Source organism: Bacillus sp. WP8, assembly GCF_000800825.1.
Classification (GTDB): domain Bacteria; phylum Bacillota; class Bacilli; order Bacillales; family Bacillaceae; genus Bacillus; species Bacillus safensis.
This window is the reverse complement of record NZ_CP010075.1, coordinates 340,653-358,744: the sequence shown is the minus strand read 5'-3', so window position 1 is coordinate 358,744 and position 18,092 is coordinate 340,653. Positions and strand designations below refer to the sequence as shown.

At 42.3% G+C, this 18,092-nt stretch carries 18 protein-coding genes; 6 read left to right on the top strand and 12 right to left on the bottom strand.

The genetic code is table 11. The annotated features are described in order from the left end of the window. Positions 1-17: 17 nt before the first annotated feature. Complete coding sequence (locus QR42_RS01895; RefSeq protein ID WP_039176401.1) at positions 18-434, bottom strand: Lrp/AsnC family transcriptional regulator; 417 nt, start codon at positions 432-434, stop codon at positions 18-20. A gap of 115 nt (positions 435-549) precedes the next feature. Between QR42_RS01895 and QR42_RS01890 the strand changes: the two genes are divergently transcribed. Further along, positions 550-1,314 carry an MBL fold metallo-hydrolase gene (locus QR42_RS01890; RefSeq protein ID WP_039176398.1) on the top strand — a complete coding sequence of 255 codons (765 nt, stop codon included), beginning with the start codon at positions 550-552 and terminating at the stop codon, positions 1,312-1,314. Between the two features lie 41 nt (positions 1,315-1,355). On the opposite strand, the gene QR42_RS01885 is transcribed toward QR42_RS01890, so the two are convergent. Next, positions 1,356-1,685: a YckD family protein gene (locus tag QR42_RS01885; RefSeq protein WP_039182972.1), complete on the bottom strand. Its 330-nt coding sequence runs from the start codon at positions 1,683-1,685 to the stop codon at positions 1,356-1,358. A 181-nt stretch (positions 1,686-1,866) separates the two neighbouring features. Here QR42_RS01885 and QR42_RS01880 point away from each other — a divergent pair, with 181 nt between their 5' ends. Together QR42_RS01880 and QR42_RS01875 are read left to right on the top strand one after the other, a co-directional pair. Beyond that, complete coding sequence (locus QR42_RS01880; protein WP_039176396.1) at positions 1,867-2,739, top strand: transporter substrate-binding domain-containing protein; 873 nt, start codon at positions 1,867-1,869, stop codon at positions 2,737-2,739. Positions 2,740-2,751: 12 nt separating this feature from the next. Then, entirely contained in the window at positions 2,752-3,429 is a 678-nt protein-coding gene (locus tag QR42_RS01875) for an amino acid ABC transporter permease (RefSeq protein WP_039176393.1), read from the top strand. Between the two features lie 117 nt (positions 3,430-3,546). Here QR42_RS01875 and QR42_RS01870 read toward each other — a convergent pair whose 3' ends face one another. The 5 genes from QR42_RS01870 to QR42_RS01850 form a co-directional block, all read right to left on the bottom strand. After that, the gene (locus QR42_RS01870) at positions 3,547-4,845 is read right to left on the bottom strand and encodes an arsenic transporter (protein WP_039176390.1); all 1,299 of its coding nucleotides are present in this window, start codon (positions 4,843-4,845) and stop codon (positions 3,547-3,549) included. 132 nt (positions 4,846-4,977) lie between these two features. After that, positions 4,978-6,210 (bottom strand): PucR family transcriptional regulator, encoded by a 1,233-nt coding sequence (locus QR42_RS01865; RefSeq protein WP_039176388.1) that lies wholly within the window; start codon positions 6,208-6,210, stop codon positions 4,978-4,980. 126 nt (positions 6,211-6,336) lie between these two features. Then, the gene (gene pruA / locus QR42_RS01860; RefSeq protein ID WP_039176385.1) at positions 6,337-7,884 is read right to left on the bottom strand and encodes an L-glutamate gamma-semialdehyde dehydrogenase; all 1,548 of its coding nucleotides are present in this window, start codon (positions 7,882-7,884) and stop codon (positions 6,337-6,339) included. Positions 7,885-7,907: 23 nt separating this feature from the next. After that, positions 7,908-8,825 carry a proline dehydrogenase family protein gene (locus QR42_RS01855; protein ID WP_039176382.1) on the bottom strand — a complete coding sequence of 306 codons (918 nt, stop codon included), beginning with the start codon at positions 8,823-8,825 and terminating at the stop codon, positions 7,908-7,910. 161 nt (positions 8,826-8,986) lie between these two features. Beyond that, on the bottom strand, positions 8,987-9,757 hold the full coding sequence (locus QR42_RS01850) for a nucleotidyltransferase domain-containing protein (RefSeq protein WP_039176379.1): 771 nt from the start codon (positions 9,755-9,757) through the stop codon (positions 8,987-8,989). A gap of 92 nt (positions 9,758-9,849) precedes the next feature. On the opposite strand from QR42_RS01850, the gene QR42_RS01845 reads away from it, so the two are divergent. Further along, the gene (locus QR42_RS01845) at positions 9,850-10,164 is read left to right on the top strand and encodes a hypothetical protein (protein WP_039176377.1); all 315 of its coding nucleotides are present in this window, start codon (positions 9,850-9,852) and stop codon (positions 10,162-10,164) included. A 35-nt stretch (positions 10,165-10,199) separates the two neighbouring features. Here the strand turns inward: QR42_RS01845 and QR42_RS01840 are convergent, their stop codons facing one another. After that, entirely contained in the window at positions 10,200-11,156 is a 957-nt protein-coding gene (locus tag QR42_RS01840; protein ID WP_039176373.1) for an acetylxylan esterase, read from the bottom strand. A 247-nt stretch (positions 11,157-11,403) separates the two neighbouring features. On the opposite strand from QR42_RS01840, the gene QR42_RS01835 reads away from it, so the two are divergent. Beyond that, entirely contained in the window at positions 11,404-12,189 is a 786-nt protein-coding gene (locus QR42_RS01835; RefSeq protein ID WP_039176371.1) for a carbon-nitrogen family hydrolase, read from the top strand. Between the two features lie 45 nt (positions 12,190-12,234). Here QR42_RS01835 and QR42_RS01830 read toward each other — a convergent pair whose 3' ends face one another. Next, a complete protein-coding gene (locus QR42_RS01830) occupies positions 12,235-13,152 on the bottom strand; it encodes a LysR family transcriptional regulator (RefSeq protein ID WP_039176368.1) in 918 nt (305 codons plus the stop codon). Positions 13,153-13,269: 117 nt separating this feature from the next. On the opposite strand from QR42_RS01830, the gene QR42_RS01825 reads away from it, so the two are divergent. Continuing rightward, complete coding sequence (locus QR42_RS01825) at positions 13,270-14,043, top strand: class I SAM-dependent methyltransferase (RefSeq protein WP_039176365.1); 774 nt, start codon at positions 13,270-13,272, stop codon at positions 14,041-14,043. Between the two features lie 224 nt (positions 14,044-14,267). On the opposite strand, the gene QR42_RS01820 is transcribed toward QR42_RS01825, so the two are convergent. The 3 genes from QR42_RS01820 to QR42_RS01810 all read right to left on the bottom strand — a co-directional run bounded on the left by QR42_RS01820 (position 14,268) and on the right by QR42_RS01810 (position 17,797). Beyond that, a complete protein-coding gene (locus tag QR42_RS01820; RefSeq protein WP_039176363.1) occupies positions 14,268-15,644 on the bottom strand; it encodes an MFS transporter in 1,377 nt (458 codons plus the stop codon). A gap of 120 nt (positions 15,645-15,764) precedes the next feature. Beyond that, a complete protein-coding gene (locus tag QR42_RS01815; RefSeq protein WP_039176360.1) occupies positions 15,765-16,772 on the bottom strand; it encodes a LacI family DNA-binding transcriptional regulator in 1,008 nt (335 codons plus the stop codon). 77 nt (positions 16,773-16,849) lie between these two features. Next, positions 16,850-17,797, bottom strand: coding sequence for a dihydrodipicolinate synthase family protein (locus QR42_RS01810; RefSeq protein WP_039176357.1), 948 nt, complete (start codon positions 17,795-17,797; stop codon positions 16,850-16,852). Positions 17,798-18,092: the final 295 nt, after the last annotated feature.

The window sequence follows — 18,092 nt, the reverse complement described above, 5'->3', positions numbered from 1 at the left end:
CTCCTGCGTCTCTTCGATTATTGATGAATGAGACGTTTAACCGCAATAGACAGTTTGTAATTTGCGTAATTTGTCAGCTCCGTTAAAAACTGATCGAGCTCATCATGACTCGAGAAATGTCCTTCAGCCATATAACAGCCCTCACCACTTATTTTGAACAAATTCTTGATTTCTTCCTTTTCATAAAGAAACGACAGAAGTGGTTCATGATGATGACTACGGGTATAGAGCTGCAAAAATGTTTGAATCGTCTTTTGTGTCTGCCAATCAATTGAAATGGTATATGCTTCGATCACGCCTTCTTCTTCTAGCTTTAACACCCGATTTGCAACAGCTTGGCCGGTTAAATGAACTTTTTCACCTAGAGCTTTCATCGTTAATCGGCTGTTCTTTGATAGTTCTTTTAAAATATTCATATCTGTTTGGTCTAGCATTGGCTCACCTCTTTCAAAAATCAAGCTCTTCCGATAAAAGACTTTCATGATCCTCTGTCACATAGAACTCTTTTAATATACTGTAAACTTAATCAGAAAAAAAGGAGGCCTTTTTATGAAAATTACACTCATTCGCAATGCTACTTTATACCTTCACTATGGTCATTCAACTTTTTTAATCGATCCCTTTTTGGCAGCAAAAGGAACATATCCACCGTTCCCTCATACAGCCAATCAACATTTGAACAACCCTATTGTGGAGCTTCCTGTAAACATTGATTTAGACAGTCTATTACACCCAGATGCTGTCTTACTCTCTCATTTACATGTGGACCACTTTGACGACGAGGCCAAAAGGAAATTAGCTCAAGATGGGCCAATTTATACTCAATCGGAGAAGGATCGAAAAGAGGTTGAAGAAGCTGGATTTCAGCATGTCACATGCATTGAAGATGAAATGGACATTTGCGGCGTTCATATTAAACGTACAGGTGGACAGCACGGAACGAGAGAAACAGCGAAGCGGATGGGGCAGGTGAGCGGTTTTGTTTTCTCTCACCCTGATGAACCTACCCTTTATATTGCAGGTGATACCATTTGGTGTGATGAACCGAAAGAGGTTGTGAATACATGCAAGCCAGACGTCATTGTGGTCAATAGCGGAGCTGCTCAATTTTTAGAAGGCGATCCGATTACCATGACTAAGGAAGAAATTTTAGACATTCACCGTTCTCAGCCAAAAGCTCAAATTGTCGCCTGTCATCTTGAAGCTGTGAATCATTGCTTGTTAACAAGAGCTGCTTTAGAAGCTTACATTCAAGAGCATCATGCAGATCAAGCCATTTTTGTCCCTCAAGATGGGGAAAGTCTCACCTTCTGATCACAATAAAAACCGGCACCTCGCTGCCGGTTTTATCATTATTATGGGCGATGGTGCTGTGGTTTTTTCAGCAATGGAACAAATCCGTTCTTTTTCAAGTGATTGTAATGCTCATCCATTCGTTTCGTGATGTGTGTGCCTTGTTCCTTTGTTAACACGCCATACTGTACATATTTCTCAATGACTGCTTTTCGTTTAGAAAGAATTTGCTGCTCAAGGATTTCAATTTGTTTTTGTTGTTCTGCTGTTAATTTCACTTGGTGTGTCACCGGGCGCTTTTCCATTTGAGGTGTTTCTCCATGAGCCGTTTCTATCTGAAAACCAAATAACAGCATCATCGACAAGATGATCAAACCGCTTATTTTTTTCATCATTGTTGTTCCCTCCTTTATTCGCCTTTATTTTGCGCTCATTTTCCTTTTTTATACATTATTTTAACACGCTAATTGCTTATAATATTCTTACTTTTTCACTTTTCTTCTGAAAACGTTGTCCTATCAGAAAAAGCGTGCTATGTTTTGTTTTGTATAAAAAATAGAGGAGGATTCTTAAATGAGTCGTTTTTATCATAAAAAATCTATATGGATCATGCTTGTTGTATCTGCTTGCATCCTTATCATGTCTGCTTGCAGTCAATCAGGCTCATCTCAATCTGGAGACACAAAGTGGGATGAGATTAAAAAGAAAGGAAAAATCGTGGTTGCAACTTCAGGCACCCTTTATCCAACTTCTTATCATGATACTTCTAATGGCAAGGATCGATTAACTGGCTATGAAGTAGAAGTTGTCAAAGAAGCGTTTAAACGTCTTGATGTGAAAGTAGAATTTAAAGAAATGGGTTATGACGGGATGCTGAGCGCCATTAATTCTGGTCAAGTGGATGCCGCTGCAAATGATATCGACATCACAGATGACAGAAAAGACAAGTTTGCCTTTTCAACCCCTTATAAGTATTCCTACGGAACGGCTATCGTACGGAAAGATGATTTATCTGGCATTAAAACTTTAAAAGATTTAAAAGGAAAGAAAGCAGCAGGTGCTGCCACGACGATTTACATGGATGTCGCTCGTAAGTACGGTGCAAAGGAAGTCATTTATGATAATGCGACAAACGAGCAATACTTAAAGGATGTTGCAAACGGCCGAACAGATGTCATTTTAAATGATTATTACTTGCAGACACTGGCTCTTGCTGCATTTCCTAAATTAAATATTACGATTCACCCTGACTTGAAATACATGCCGAATGAACAAGGATTTGTCATGAAGAAGGACAACAAAGAGCTTCAAAAAGAATTGAATCGTGTATTAAGCGACATGAAAAAAGACGGAACAATGAAAAAGATTTCTGAGAAATTCTTTAATCATGCAGACGTCTCAAAGAAAATTGATGCTGATGTCGAAGATGTCGACATTTCCAAATAAGGAGCCGCAATCGTGGGAGATATTCATTTAGAATATATATTTAATCCTGCACTGGCAAAGGCGTCATTTCCGTTTGTCATGAAAGGCATCTGGCTGACGCTGCTCATTTCCTTTGTGAGCATGTTTTTTGGTACCATTCTTGGTTTTTTTATCGCTCTTGCCAGGATGGCGAATTCATGGATTCTTCGGTTGCCTGCACGGATGTATATCTCATTCATGCGAGGCGTGCCCATTCTGGTCATTTTGTTTATTCTTTATTTTGGGTTCCCTTATATCGGAATTGAGTTTACAGCGGTCACTGCCGCCATTATTGGGTTCAGCTTCAATAGTGCTGCCTATATTGCAGAAATTAATCGGGCGGCCCTCTCCTCTGTACCAAGTGGACAGGTGGAAGCCGCTAAATCATTAGGTCTCAGCTATTGGCAAACGATGCGCGGTGTCATTTTGCCTCAATCCGTCCGCATCGCCTTGCCGCCATTGACCAATGTCATGCTTGATTTAATCAAAGCTTCCTCACTGGCAGCGATGATTACTGTACCAGAGCTCTTCCAGCAAGCAAAAATTGTAGGCGGACGAGAATTCGATTATATGACCATGTATATTTTGGTCGCACTCATTTACTGGGGCATTTGCAGTGTCGTCTCATTGCTTCAGGACTTTTTAGAAAAACGCTATGCGAAATATCTGTAGCAAAAAAAGAGCAGATCTCATGGATCTGCTCTTTTCAGCATGATAGAAAACCTTTGCAGCCCTAAGCACCGGAGCGAAGACCTGCGGGCGAATGCGAGGGTTTGTTATACACGATAATTAATGAATAAGCCATAACCACACATATAATCCGAGTAAAGTGAGGATCAAGGTTGGGATGGTCAGGATGATTCCGGCTTTCATGTAAGCCCCCCAAGAGATATGGACGCCTTTTTTCTTTAAGACATGGAGCCACAGCAATGTCGCCAATGAACCGATTGGGGTCATTTTCGGTCCAAGGTTGGAGCCGATGACATTGGCATAAATCAGCCCGTCTCTCATGACACCTGCTGTATCTGTATGTCCAATGGCAATCGCATCAATTAAAACGGTCGGCAGATTGTTCATCACAGAGGACAGCACTGCGGCAAGTACACCCATAAACATCGTTCCTGCAAGCAAGCCATGTGATGCCCCTTGCTCGATCCATGCCGCCAATATTTCAGTAAGGCCAACATTTTTCAGTCCATATACGACGACATACATACCGATCGAGAAAAATACAATGGACCACGGCGCTTCTTTGATCACTCGCTTTGTCGCCACTTGCGGACTTCTTCTCGCCAGCCACAAGAAAGCAAGAGCAATCCCGCCTACAATAATGGACACTGGAACACCGATCAGCTCGCCCGCAAAATAACCAACAAGCAGACAGCCGAGCACATACCAAGACAAACGGAACATACGGATATCTCGAATAGCTGATGCCGGCTCTTTCGCCTGTGACAGATCGTAGGTTTTTGGGATAAGCTTTCGGTAAAACACATACAGAACCAGCATACTCGCCCCAAGCGACACAAGGTTTGGCACGAACATATTTGCTGTATATTCTAGAAAACCAATATGAAAATAGTCGGCTGATACGATATTGACCAGGTTACTAATGACAAATGGCAAGGAGGTTGTATCTGCAATAAAGCCGCTTGCCATCACAAAAGGTAGCACCATGCGCTCATCCAGCTTCAACGCTCTCACGACAGATAAGACGATTGGGGTCAAAATCAGTGCCGCTCCATCGTTTGCAAAAAAAGCAGCCACAACAGCGCCGAGCAATGTTAAATAAATAAACATGCGGACACCGTTGCCTCTTGCAGCTTTTGCCATATGCAGTGCAGCCCACTCAAAAAAACCGATCTCATCTAAAATTAACGAAATGATAATAATACCAATAAAAGCAAAGGTGGCGTTCCATACAATTTGCGTAACTTCCCATACATCGCCTAGATGAACGACGCCAAAGGCAAGCGCAAGAATGGCACCCCCACATGCTGACCATCCTATGGTGACACGTCCTGGCTGCCAAATGACAAGGACGAGGGTCATGATGAAAATCAAAATGGCTAAGGTGACTGAACCCAAAGGTGGCCCCCCTTTCATTTTTCTCATAAAATCTTTATCTATCATACAACGAAATACATCAGTTGTATGCCATTTTCGCATGTCACATGAAAATCCGCAGGTGATCCGTGCACCTGCGGATTCCATCATATATTATTGATCTTTTTTCATCAGCATCAATTCAATAAATAACTCACATCGCTGGCTAAAATGACTTAAGTCGATCGACGTCATGTCAAAAATTTGTTTCATTCGATAGTTTAATGTATTTTGATGAATAAACAACTGCTCCGCTGCTGGCTTTAACTTGCAGTTATTCAATAAGTAGACTTCAAGCGTTTTTAAAAACGAAGTTTGACTTTCGCGGTCTTTTTCCTTCAAACGTAACAAATCTGGATTGAAGTCGTTTTTCTTTTTTTGATGGCTGTAAATGGAGTCTAAAAACCGGAAGACCCCTAAATTCTCATAATCATATGGAATCAGGTCTTGTCCTCCAACAATTTTCACTGCCTTGACGACTTCTATCGCTTCAAATCGACTTGTACTCATTTTCATGACATCACGATACTCTCTTCCCATTCCGATATACAAAGGGGAGGGATGTGCATGCGTTTTCGATTGCAGATGTGCGATGACATCAGCGGCAGTCGCTTTCGGTGAGTGCCGATCTGACAGGCTGCCTAATATAACCACGATATCTGCTTGAACCGAATAGACGTGATTCACTTTATCCTCTAGCTGCAAATACGTTCGAATGACATCCTTCACATCTTCTGCCGTCTCACTTTTGTTATCGGCAGCGTGCACGACCATAACGGTAAATACGGCTGGCAGTGGAATGCTTAAGTTCTCAGCCTCCCATTTCAGCTCTTCTTCTGTATAAAAATGATCATCCATGACCTTTTTGAAAAACTCTTCAATCTTGCCTTCCTTTTTCTCAAGCTGTTTCTTATTCTTATAAATCACTTTTCCAACCTGAAAGGAAGCCTCGTGTAAAAATTGCAGCTCTTCCTGAGTGAGGGAATCCTCAATGTCCTGCACCCAAATAAAGCCTACTACCTCTTGTTTATGCTTGGCGCTCACAGCCACCCGCCGATTAAATCCAAGCTCGTCATGACCGCTCACATAAAAAGGCTTTGATTCCGCGAAAAGCCGCTCGATTACCCCTGTTTTCTTTAACCAATCGACCACAGATCCCGGGCATTCCTTTGAGAAAATCGTTTGCTGATTGACTGGGTCAAACTGCTGAATGCTGTAAGAATTATAAGCAAGGAGCTGACACTCTGTGCTTTCTAAAATGACTGGCTTCTTTAAATATCCGCTAATAAATGCAATTAATTTATCGACATCAAAAAATGTATGCAGCTTTTCTAATATCTCTTCCATCCCGATTGCTCCCTGATTAAGTGATACATTTATCATACTTCTTTCCAGTCAGATTTGTATAGAAACAAGTCGCAGACAGGCAAAAAAAGCATGAACCCATCAGTGCAGGTTCATGCTTTTTCCATATTAAAACATTTCACTAATCGTTTTTGCCTGCATGTGCAGAGCTAGGTAATCTGGACCGCCTGCTTTTGAATCCGTTCCTGACATTTTGAAGCCGCCGAATGGGTGGTAACCAACGATGGCACCTGTGCAGTTACGGTTAAAGTAAAGGTTCCCCACATGGAACTCCTGCTTCGCACGGTTGATGTGATCACGATTATTCGTAATGACAGCACCTGTTAAACCGTATTCTGTGTTATTGGCTACCTCAAGTGCTTCATCAAAGCTTGAGACTTTCGAGAAAGCCAACACTGGTCCAAAGATTTCTTCTTGCATTAAACGAGAAGTCGGCTCAAGATCTGCAAAAATGGTCGGGTGGATAAAGTATCCTTCCGAATCATCACTCGTTCCGCCAGTGATTAAGCGGCCTTCCTGTTTGCCAACCTCGATATAATCCGTGATCTTGTCAAAGGACGCTTGATCAATGACAGGTCCCATGTAAACATCCGCAGAAAGCGGATTGGCTGTTGTTTTCGTTTCTGTGATTTCCTTCACTCGCTCAACCACTTGGTCATACAGCTTCTCATGGACGACTGCCCGCGATCCAGCTGAACATTTTTGACCTGAAAACCCGAAGGCTGATGTGAAAATGGCATTAGCCGCTAATTCAACATCTGCATCCGCATCAACAACTACTGTATCCTTACCGCCCATTTCAGCAATGACACGTTTTAATTGCTGCTGGCCTGGCTGCACTTTTGCCGCGCGTTCAAAGATACGTGTCCCTACTTCTCTTGATCCAGTGAATGTAATCAGACTTGTTTTCGGATGATCTACTAAGTAATCCCCAACTTCTGCTCCGCTTCCTGGTACAAAGTTGACAACACCCTTTGGAAGACCGGCTTGCTCAAGCTCTTCCACAAAACGGGCTGCAATGACAGGCGTCGCACTTGCTGGTTTTAAAACAACTGTATTCCCAGTGACGATTGGCGCTACTGTTGTTCCGGCCATGATGGCAAATAAGAAGTTCCACGGCGGAATGACGAGCGTCACGCCAGTTGGTGTGTACACATATTGATTGCGTTCCCCTTCGCGGCTGTTCACTGGTTTGCCTTTCGCCAGCTCCAGCATTTGACGAGCGTAATACTCTAGGAAGTCAATCGCTTCTGCTGTATCTGCATCCGCTTCATTCCAAGGCTTACCTGCTTCTTTTACAAGAAGGGCTGAATACTCATGCTTTTTACGGCGAATGCTTGCCGCAGCACGGAATAATACGCCTGCTCTTTCTTCAGGAGACGTATAGCGCCATGTTTCAAATGCTTTCGCTGCTGCTTGAACCGCTTGTTCTGCCTCTTCCTTCCCGGCCTTTGATACAGTTCCAACCACTTCATCCTTTTTCGCTGGATTGATCGAAACAATCTTGTCCTTCGTTTCAATTCTTTCTCCATTAATCACGAGCGGATAGGTTTGACCAAGTGATTCTGTTACTTTAGCTAATGCTTGTTCAAACGCTTTGCGGTTTTCTTCCTGGCTAAAATCCGTGAATGGTTCATGCTTGTAAGGTGTTGTCATTTTTGTCACGCTCCCGTTTCAAATTATTTTTTCGTCAATCCTTTTAAAGCAAAGGCAATGTTTGCCGGCCGTTCTGCAAGACGTCTCATGTAGTAGCCATACCACTCTCGTCCATACGGCGTATAGACCCTCATTTGATAGCCTTCTTGCACAAGTGCTTGCTGTGTTTCTGATCTCATGCCGTACAGCATTTGAAATTCGAACTGACTTGTCTGTATATTGTGTTTTTTCACAATATTTTTCGTGAACTCAATCATTCGATCGTCATGTGTCGCAATGGCTGTATAGTTTCCTGAGAGCAATTGCTTTTCGATCAGCTTTTGATAATTCTGATCGACATCTTTTTTGTTTGGATACGCCACTTCGGCGGACTCCTTATAGGCACCCTTTACAAGTCTTAAAAATGGCTGCAGCTTATTTATGTCATCAAGATCCTTTTCTGTTCTGTACAAATACGCCTGCAAGACCGTACTGACATACTCATATTGAGATTTCATCTCTTTAAAAATGTCCAGCGTTTTTTGACAGCGCTGTTCATCCTCCATATCGATTGTCACCATGATACGTTGCTTCTCTGCCGTATCTAAAATCCTTTTCATATTGCGATACACAAGGTCATCGTCAATATCCAGGCCAAGTGATGTCATTTTGAGTGACACGTGAGAATTGAGTCCCGTCTCTGCAATCCGCTGAATAGTTTGAATACACTCAGTCGTCCGTTCATTTGCAATCTCTGCCTTTGTGACAAACTCACCAAGGTGATCAACTGTCACAGCCATTCCTTGGTCATTTAATCGTTTGATGACAGGGATGGCACTCTCAAAGTCCTTCCCTCCGATGATTTTCTTAGATGCAACAGCACTTCCCCAATTACGAGCAATATGGTTCAAGAGACTGCTCTTTGACAAAAACAAGAAGAAATTTCTTGTGACCGACTCCATAAAGGGCACCTCCCACTCTTTGTAAGCTATGTCTTTATTGTAAGGCTCATAAGCTGTCCGCTACAATATTTGAAGATGACAAAAATTCTGACTTTTTTTGTGGTTTTATCACAATAACAGATAAAAAAGAGCCTGCCGCGATCCGGCTGGCTCTTCCCTGCTTACGCCCACACCTCATCAAGGGTAGACTGCAGCAGCTCATTTAATTCTTGCATCAGGTTGTCTTTCGGCTGATTGTAGCTTTTCACCAATTCATCAAATCGCTCGATCTCTTTGTCGATAAATGGATGGACATAAGCGAGGCGGTTTTCTACATCCATTTCTTCGCCGTCCATTTTACGTTTGAGCAGCTCATGGATTTCCGCTAAAAGCGGTCCTTCCTCCACTAGTTCCTCGAGCAGTTCATGAAAGTCCATCGGCGGAACCGTCCGGTAGCGTTCAATCCACTGACAGGCAAGTAGCGGACGAAGCACATAGAAATACTTCTTGATTCGCACCTGCTCTCCTCGTAAATGCCTGCTTTCATTCCGCTTCGCCATATTGAGGTAATGATACATCAATGCTGCGGGATAAAACGCTCGATCCTTTAATTCTCTTAGCTGCTTTGCCAAAGAGAAGGATTCAGCATAGATGATGTCAGAAGACAGCCATTCCATGATGGACGGATTCGATTTATTGAATAAGCGAAGTGCCTTTCTAAGCTCCCAGCCGCTGATATCAAGCATGTCATCAATCGGCCGTTCAATGACATCACGATGCTCTTCCATCGCCCAATACCATTCTTTTCGAGGCACATATAAAAAACGAACATCGTAGTCACTATCAGTCGAAGGGAATCCCCATGCTCTGCTGCCTGATTCGACCGCGAGGCAAATCTTGACGTCATACGTTTCTTCGATGATTTTCAGCTCTTCCTTGATTCTCTCTCTCATCAACCATCAACTCTTTCTATAGAAATCTGCATGACTTCATCACGATTTGGTAAAATACGAATAAGACATATATGAAAAAGGAGTTGGATCTCATGTCTATATCTCGCATCATGAAATGGATCACCGGGATTTTTGAAGCCTGTCTTGCCATCCCTGTCATCGGAGGACTATTTATTATTAGCAATGGCTATTCACCGCTCATAGTCATGCTTATTCTGCATATTATCACACTCGTCTTATCGAAGCGAGACCAAGGACCAATGATTGGCAGCATCATTGGGATTATCACATCCTGCCTCGCCTGGATTCCGATACTCGGATTCATCCTGCATATCATCACAGCTCTTGCCCTGATCATCACAGCGTTAGTGCCTGATGAAAAAACGAGGCAGAATACGAGTTATTAAAAAAGAGGCCCTCCTAGAGCGGCCTCTTTGTTTTTTTATTTGAGCAAGTGCTTTTGTAAGAAGGCGAGCTTCTCTGTTTGAAAAGCCGGGATAAACTCGTGTCCAAAATAGCGATATATCTTCAGGTCTTTTTCTGCTTCTAAATGGTTGTATGCCGCAAACACAGTAGATGGCGGGGTTATTTTGTCAATCAGACCGATCGCCATCAATGTTGGCTGTTTGACCCATCCAGCTAAATTGATTAAATCAAAATAGCTTAATGTCTCAAATGCCTTTTCTTCCACTTTTGGATCACTATTTCTTCGAAAGTATGAATTGATTTCTAAATAAGGCTGCTCCAATGCCACATCCACTGCACGCTCGAAGTTTGATAAATAAGGGTAATCTGCCACGACGACCTTCGGAATGTCTGAAAGGGCTGCAGCGGCTACCGCTAATGCACCCCCTTGGCTTCCACCAATCACGCCGATCCGTTGTTTATCCACTTCTGGGAAGGACTGAATGACTTCGAGTGCACGAACCGTATCTAAATAAACACCTCGATAATAGTAGGTTTCCTTTGATAAAATGCCTTTTGTCATCCATCCCAAAGCGTGACCGCCTGGTGTCACTGCCTGATCTTCACTGCCGCCTTGACCGCGGACGAGCATACCAAATGTCGCATAGCCATGCAGCGCCCAGTTGACAATGTCGTGAATGCCGCCATCATAGCTGGCATTATAGCCATGAAAACGAACGAGCGCTGGATGCGGACCTGATTGATCTGGTACCGCGTACCAGCCTTCAATTCGAGAATGCCCAAAGCTTTGATACGTCAGGCGGTACACCTTGACCCCTTTCACTGGATAGTCATAAGGTTCAAGCGCTGGATCTGCCTTCACTTGACGCAGTTCTTCAAGAGATGCCTTCCAAAAGTCTGAGAAATCAGGACGTGCTGTTTTCTTTGGTTTATATTTTTTTAGATCTTCTAATGATAAATCGAACAATTGCATATCCTACTATTCCCCTTTGTTTTATTAGTTATATATATCATACCACTCATTTCTTGATTGAGAAAGTCATTTAACAAAACCTTCTGACATTTCTATTGGCAAAGATGATGGAAACCTTTATGATAAAGAAACTGACCATAAAGACTAGATGTTCTCAGACAGAATCATCCTTTACAATATATTCATGAAGATGATCGATCGTTCATGAATTTTCACATGACATATAGCGAAAAAAGGAGGAATCCCTATGAAAGTCGCCCTTATCCAAATGGATGTACAAATTGGAGAACCTGAATTGAACTTTAAAAAAGCAGAAGCTTTCTTAGAAGAAGCAATTCACGAGCAGCCTGACCTGATCATTTTACCCGAAATGTGGAATACCGGCTACGCCCTTGAGCAAGCCGATCAGCTTGCGGATGTAAACGGTGAACGCACAATACAGCTCTTTTCCTCCTTTGCCCGTAAGCATCAAGTGTATCTCATCGCAGGCAGTGTCTTAAATAAGCGAACAGAAGATGAAAACATCACCAACACGATGTATGTCTTTAACCGCCAAGGTGAGCTTCTGTTAGATTATGATAAAATTCACTTGTTCCGTCTAATGGATGAGCACAACTATTTAACCGCTGGTGATCAGCTTGGTTTATTTGACTATAGTGAAGATGTGAAAATTGGCGCAATGATCTGCTATGACCTCCGCTTCCCGCAGCTTTCTAGAACACTTGTGAACAAAGGGGCGAAGATCCTCGTCAATACAGCGCAATGGCCGTCAGCCAGAGTGAATCATTGGCGCAGCCTGCTCATTGCAAGAGCGATTGAAAACCAGTCATTTATGATTGCTGTAAACAGAACAGGCACAAGCAGAGACACAGAATTCCCTGGACACTCCATGGTGATTGATCCACTCGGCCGCATACTGCTTGAAACAAGCGATGACGAAGACATTTATTATGCTGAAATTGATCTTCAGCTAGTGGATGAAGTCAGGCAGCAAATTCCGGTTATGACGGATCAGCGTCTGGACTTATATTAAAAAGCAGGGTGCTCCCCTGCTTTTTGCGTTTAATTAAACGTTTGTTTAAGCTTTCCCTTGATTCTGATATAGGTCCATGAAGGCTTGAGCGGCTTTCGTTAAATACCTTTCTTCCACATATGCAAACACAAGTGTGCGGGTTGGGCATGAATCAATTTGCAAATAAGTGACTTGGTTCCTATCCTCTTGTGCCACCATTTTCGGCACAACGGTCACCCCTAGTTCGTTTTTGACCAATGCCTGTGCTGTTTGAATATGGCTTGTTTCAAAAGCCACTTTTGGCTGAAAACCGTGATGACGGCACAGTTCTGTGACCACTTGCCGAAAACCGTATCCCTCTTTCAACAAAATAAATGGGATACCTTCAAGAAGCCGAAAGGGAACGATTTCGTGACCGGTCTCTTTTTGCCCTGCCTGCTCAATGATCTCGTTCAATGCCTCTGATAACCAGGGCTGAGCAGCTTGCGGAACTGCAAGAAGGAGCGGCTCTGTCAGCATTTGTTTCGTTTTCAATGATTCGTGCTCGACAGGCATCGATAAAATAGCCAAATCCAGCTTTCCAGCCAATAGAAGTTTTTCGAGCTCACGCGGAGACTCTTCTATCAGTTGAACGTGAACATGAGGATACGTTTGACAAAAGGTTTTTAATAAACCGGGCAAGACATATCCCCCTGTCACTGCTGGCGCTCCAATGTTCAGCTCTTTCCCGATTTCATAAGCTGCTTCTCCCATTTCACGCAGCAAATCATCTCTTTCCTTCAAAATATTCTCAGCCCTTTTAATGAATCGTCTCCCTTGAGGTGTGGGCGTTACTTGTCCATATTTTCGAATAAATATTGGTGTGTCTAATTCCTCTTCCAGCTTCTTTATTTGCTGGCTTAGAGAAGGCTGTGCAATATGAAGTTGATCCGCTGCTTTTGTAAAACTTTGCTGCCGGTACACTTCTATGACATATTCCATCATTCGTATATCCACTTTCATCACCTCATAGGTTTTAACTATTCATGCCATATCTTTTATGTCTTAGACAAATAACAGAAGGAATTCTACGATAAAGAGACCACAAAGGGGGGAAAAGAAATGAATCCATATGCTAAAGCAGAGAACCAATTCTCACAAAATGCCGAGAACTATCGAGATTCACCTATATTTGCAGCCGGAGAAGAGCTGGAATGGATGAAAACAGCAGCAAATGCGACGGGACATGAGCATTTACTTGATATTGGCTGTGCGGCAGGACATACCGTTTTTTCCTTTTCAGACGTCATCTCTAAAGGAATCGGTATTGATGTCACACAAAAGATGATCGAGGTTGCTGAAGCACTTGCTGAAGAACGCCAGCTGACCCACATTACTTTTGAGCAGGCAGCCGCAGAAGCATTGCCCTTCTCTGATGAATCATTTGATTTAGTGACGTGCCGATTTGCCGCTCACCATTTTCCAGACCTTCCGGCAGCCATGTCTGAAATCAGCCGAGTCTTAAAAAAAGGCGGCCAATTTCTGCTCGTCGATCATTATGCACCTGAAAACACTGCACAGGATTCATTTATTAATCACTTAAATAGACTGAGAGATCCCTCTCATGTGCGGGAAAGCTCGTTATCAGAATGGAAAGAGCTTTTCGCAGCAAACCAATTGACTCAAAACGAGATTCGTTACTGGGATCTGCACATTGATTATCAGGACTGGATTATACGTGGACGCGCACCAGAGAACGTTCAAAAGGAGATCGTTTCCCACCTTCAAGCCGCAGACCCTGACACAAAGCAGCTGTTTCAACTTCAATTCGATGCACAGCATCAGCCCATTTCTTTCTGTTTAAAAGCTGCATTGCTTCAAGGAATCAAGCATTAAACTGATAGAAAAAGTCTACCATCGTCGGTAGACTTTTTATTTCAAATATACATCTTCACAGGTATTGCTTTTTACGTTCGTGACACGTCCCTTCTCACGACAAGGAGGGCTACATCATGTCTCTATTATATGATAAATGAACGGAGATAGGTTAGGCATTTTAGATTCTCTGAATAAAAAAGAACCTACCCTCTTTGGAATAAGTTCTTTACTGCAAACGTAACTTACGGTGCAATATCCTCTAATACTTTCTCGCGCGTTTCTATCATTTTAAAAGCAAGAATTGCTCCCACTACAGTCACACTTGCAAAAAGAATAAAAATAGTTGAAACACCGCTTACCTCTAAAATAAAACCTATCATAATAGGAGCGATCGCTGAGGCCAGCCTAAGCCACGCTGTAGCAAATGCCGTTCCAATCACCCTCATACGTGTTGGATAAATTTCAGGTGTATATAGATAGAGAAGAACTGTAATTGTTCCCATCATTCCGTAAGCAGCAGACCCTAAATAGATGACGCTTTCTGGAGAAGTCGCTCCGCTGATCCATAAAGCCGTTAATAAAACACCTGTTAATACAAATGCAATGGTTGCCCAGCGCTTCCGTCCTACTTTATCAATTAAAAATGCACAAGCGAATACCCCTATGGTCTGTAAAATATTTGTGAGAGATGCTGCCCTTAATGAATCTCCGACTGGCAAATGGTAAACAGTATTATAAAGACTCGGTAACCAGTTATTTAAACCATTCGATACAAAGTAGGCAGAAAACCATAGTCCCCATACGATCAATGTTCTCTTACGGTAAAAAGTTGAAAATAGCTCTTTCCAGTCGCCCTTTTCAGTACTGCTGGATACTTGATTTGCGACAGGCATTCGTTTGTCAGTACTAGCTTCAATTTCTTCAATAATTCTTTCGGCTTCATCTAACCTGCCTTTCGAAATAAGCCACCTTGGCGATTCACGCAGCATGAAAAAGAATACAAAGACGATTAAACCTCCAATGCCTCCAATCAAGAACATCCATTTCCACCCAAAGCTAGGTACGACAAATGCGCCAATTTGAGCTGAGATCATTAATCCTAATGGAAAAATCATCTCATAAAGCATAAAAAATCTACCTCTTCCTTGGGCTCTAGACAACTCATTAATATATGAGGCTGCTACCGGCACCTCTCCTCCAACTCCAATTCCTTGTATAAAACGGAAAATAAAAAGGGCCATAAAATTACCTGAAAATACACATGCGATACTCATAATAGACATGAGGAACACCGTCCACTTTGCACTAAATACACGGCCGCGCCTTTCTGCTAACCATCCAAAGAAAATAGCACCAATCGCTTGTCCGATATAACCAGACCCAATAAGAAGGCCAATTTGAGCAGGTGACAAATTCCACATTCCGATGAGAACCGGGAGAACAAACGCTAAAGATAGCGCATCAAACGCATCAAAAAAGGTAGCAGATCCCATAATGATCCGAGGTTTTAAATGCCACCTCGAAAAAGGTACACTTTCCATCCTAGTCAATAGTTGTGAAGCTCTATCAACAACTTGCCCACCGTGAGAATTTGAATTTCCGCTGAGTTCTAACGTCATAGTATCTCCTCCTTATTAGAGGAAATGATGCAAAAGTACATGCCGAAGACCGCTAAAGAAATCGCTTACATTTTAAATCAAGAGAAATTCTGTAGCGTTCATACGAGTTTTCAGCATCTATCAATTCTTTTTTGGCGTTCCAGTGGTGCCACGATCTATATAATACATAGGGAAGATATGCTCCATCGCTTCTAACTGTTCTCCTTCCAATAACTGTGTTAGTAAAGAAACAGCTTTTCTTCCCATTCCAACTAAATCAACATGAACAGAAGATAAAGAAGGGGTTAGAAAACTTGCAATAGGCACATCATCAGCACCAACGACAGACAAATCATGAGGTATTGACACATTTGCGTTATCTGCCGCTTTCATGACCCCCATCGCCAAAAAATCTGAAGAGCAAACAACTCCAGTCATGTGCTGGTTTCCTTGAAGAAATTGAGAAACCACTTCTACTACTTTTCCCCCATCAAATTCATCTAACTCAAACACAAGCTCTTTGTTCATTGTTAATCCTAAACTTTTCAGTGTACGCTCGTACCCCTTGTAATACCTCACACTATGCATCGAACTCATTGGACCATTCACCAGCCCAATGGTTCGATGACCTTTATCAAATAAGGCCGTTACAGATTGACAAACACCTTCTTCATCATCTGGCCTGACACATGGAAATGGAGAATCCTCTAAGTAACTTCCGACAACGATAATGGGAATAGCCAAACTTTTTAACCAATCCATGCTCAATTCTTCATTTCTTGGAGAAAATAAAATGGCACCATCTACAGCCTGCGTCTCAAGTAATCGCTGCTGTTGTACAGATGTAAATGACATCAGCATATTGAATTCGGTCTCATCTAATTCCTTCGCTATTCCATCTAAAATCGTTGAAAAAAATGGATTATTCAAAATATATGAACCGCGAGGAACCACTACAGCGATATTCCCAGTCTTTCTTTTAACGAGCCCTCTCGCTCCTAAATTAGGACGGTAGCCTAACTCATCAATCACTTGTTTGATTCTTTCAGCCGTTTGAGCACCTACTCCTGGTTTACCACTTAATACTCGGGAAACAGAGGCTATAGATACTCCTGCTTTCAATGCGACATCTTTAATACTTACTGACACATTTCATACCTCCGGGAGTCTGTTGTTTTATACTCTATTATAACCTGACTCACCTTCATCATGAAATCAATGGTCTGTTATCTACTGACGTTTTCCTTAAGCAAACCAACACTTTGAAGGCCCAGACGAATCTCTTCTTTTTCGTTTTGAGTTAAAGGTAATACCGGCTTCCTCGCAAGTGAACTGCTGATCAAACCTCTCTGGAACATTGCTTCCTTCATTCGCAGATGAGAGGTAGAGGAAGGTTCATCCATTTTATACACAGCATGCTTTAATTCAAAGATTCTATCGTACACTTTATTAGCCGCTGCAAGGTCTTGTTCTTCCACACATTTGACAAGTTCAGCGATCAAATCCGGCACAAAACAGCCGAAACCGACAAGCGCCCCATCAATCCCTTGAACTAATGTTGGCAATAAATATTCATCGTGACATGTGAGCAACGATACATCTGGTGCATGCTTTTTCAGTGCGCGCACATCGACTTCATATTGTGCCATGTCTCTTTGACCGATTTTAAATGAGACAACGTTTGGAATCTCCGACATTTCTAATAATTGACTGGTTGTATAAGAGGTTTTTGTCCATGTTGGATATTGATGGACGATGATTGAAATGTCAATTGCTTCTGCAACATCTTTAAAGAATTGGACAGGTGATTCAGGCTGCATACCGAATCTCAGCCATGAATGCGGCGGCATGAGAAGAATACCTTCTCCGCCAGCTTCTTGAACTGCTTTTGCATGCTGGATCGCTTCAATTGTCCCTTCAGCTGAAACCCCAGAAATGACAGGTATCTCTCCCTTTAATTCGTCGGCTGCAATGCGCACAGCCTCAGCTCGTTCATGTGGCAGCAAAGTCATAATCTCGCCAGTATGTCCATTGACAACAATCCCATTAATCCCTTCGTGCTCCGCCACCCAGCGAACAAGCTTACGAAAAGCAGGTTCATCAATTGAATAGTCATCTTTAAAAGGAATTAAGACTGCCGGGAATACACCGCTCCATTTTTCTTTATTTTTCATTAACAAATTCCTCCCCCATTCGATTATAGTAAACGTTTACGGTAAGCGTTTACGTAAACAATCATAGAATGTCATCAGCAAAGATGTCAACACTGTTTTTTAAATATTATAATAATTCAAAAAACTATTATGAAAATTTAGATACTATTTTATTTTTTCAAAAAAGGAAATGATCTATATCAAAAACATCATCCTCATGAACTGATTGAAGCAGGATTACCGCTTTTCCCAACCGGCCACACACCAAATAAAGGATAAAAATATTTTGATTGTCAAAACATCATCATATGTACAA

Bases quoted from the DNA above. Each gene is read 5' to 3' on its own strand.
- pruA (WP_039176385.1), bottom strand. From the start codon at position 7,884: ATGACAACACCTTACAAGCATGAACCATTCACGGATTTTAGCCAGGAA.
- QR42_RS01850 (WP_039176379.1), bottom strand. From the start codon at position 9,757: ATGAGAGAGAGAATCAAGGAAGAGCTGAAAATCATCGAAGAAACGTAT.
- QR42_RS01865 (WP_039176388.1), bottom strand. From the start codon at position 6,210: ATGGAAGAGATATTAGAAAAGCTGCATACATTTTTTGATGTCGATAAA.
- QR42_RS01825 (WP_039176365.1), top strand. From the start codon at position 13,270: ATGAATCCATATGCTAAAGCAGAGAACCAATTCTCACAAAATGCCGAG.
- QR42_RS01895 (WP_039176401.1), bottom strand. From the start codon at position 434: ATGCTAGACCAAACAGATATGAATATTTTAAAAGAACTATCAAAGAAC.
- QR42_RS01830 (WP_039176368.1), bottom strand. From the start codon at position 13,152: ATGATGGAATATGTCATAGAAGTGTACCGGCAGCAAAGTTTTACAAAA.
- QR42_RS01885 (WP_039182972.1), bottom strand. From the start codon at position 1,685: ATGAAAAAAATAAGCGGTTTGATCATCTTGTCGATGATGCTGTTATTT.
- QR42_RS01890 (WP_039176398.1), top strand. From the start codon at position 550: ATGAAAATTACACTCATTCGCAATGCTACTTTATACCTTCACTATGGT.
- QR42_RS01840 (WP_039176373.1), bottom strand. From the start codon at position 11,156: ATGCAATTGTTCGATTTATCATTAGAAGATCTAAAAAAATATAAACCA.
- QR42_RS01835 (WP_039176371.1), top strand. From the start codon at position 11,404: ATGAAAGTCGCCCTTATCCAAATGGATGTACAAATTGGAGAACCTGAA.
- QR42_RS01820 (WP_039176363.1), bottom strand. From the start codon at position 15,644: ATGACGTTAGAACTCAGCGGAAATTCAAATTCTCACGGTGGGCAAGTT.
- QR42_RS01855 (WP_039176382.1), bottom strand. From the start codon at position 8,825: ATGGAGTCGGTCACAAGAAATTTCTTCTTGTTTTTGTCAAAGAGCAGT.
- QR42_RS01880 (WP_039176396.1), top strand. From the start codon at position 1,867: ATGAGTCGTTTTTATCATAAAAAATCTATATGGATCATGCTTGTTGTA.
- QR42_RS01845 (WP_039176377.1), top strand. From the start codon at position 9,850: ATGTCTATATCTCGCATCATGAAATGGATCACCGGGATTTTTGAAGCC.
- QR42_RS01810 (WP_039176357.1), bottom strand. From the start codon at position 17,797: ATGAAAAATAAAGAAAAATGGAGCGGTGTATTCCCGGCAGTCTTAATT.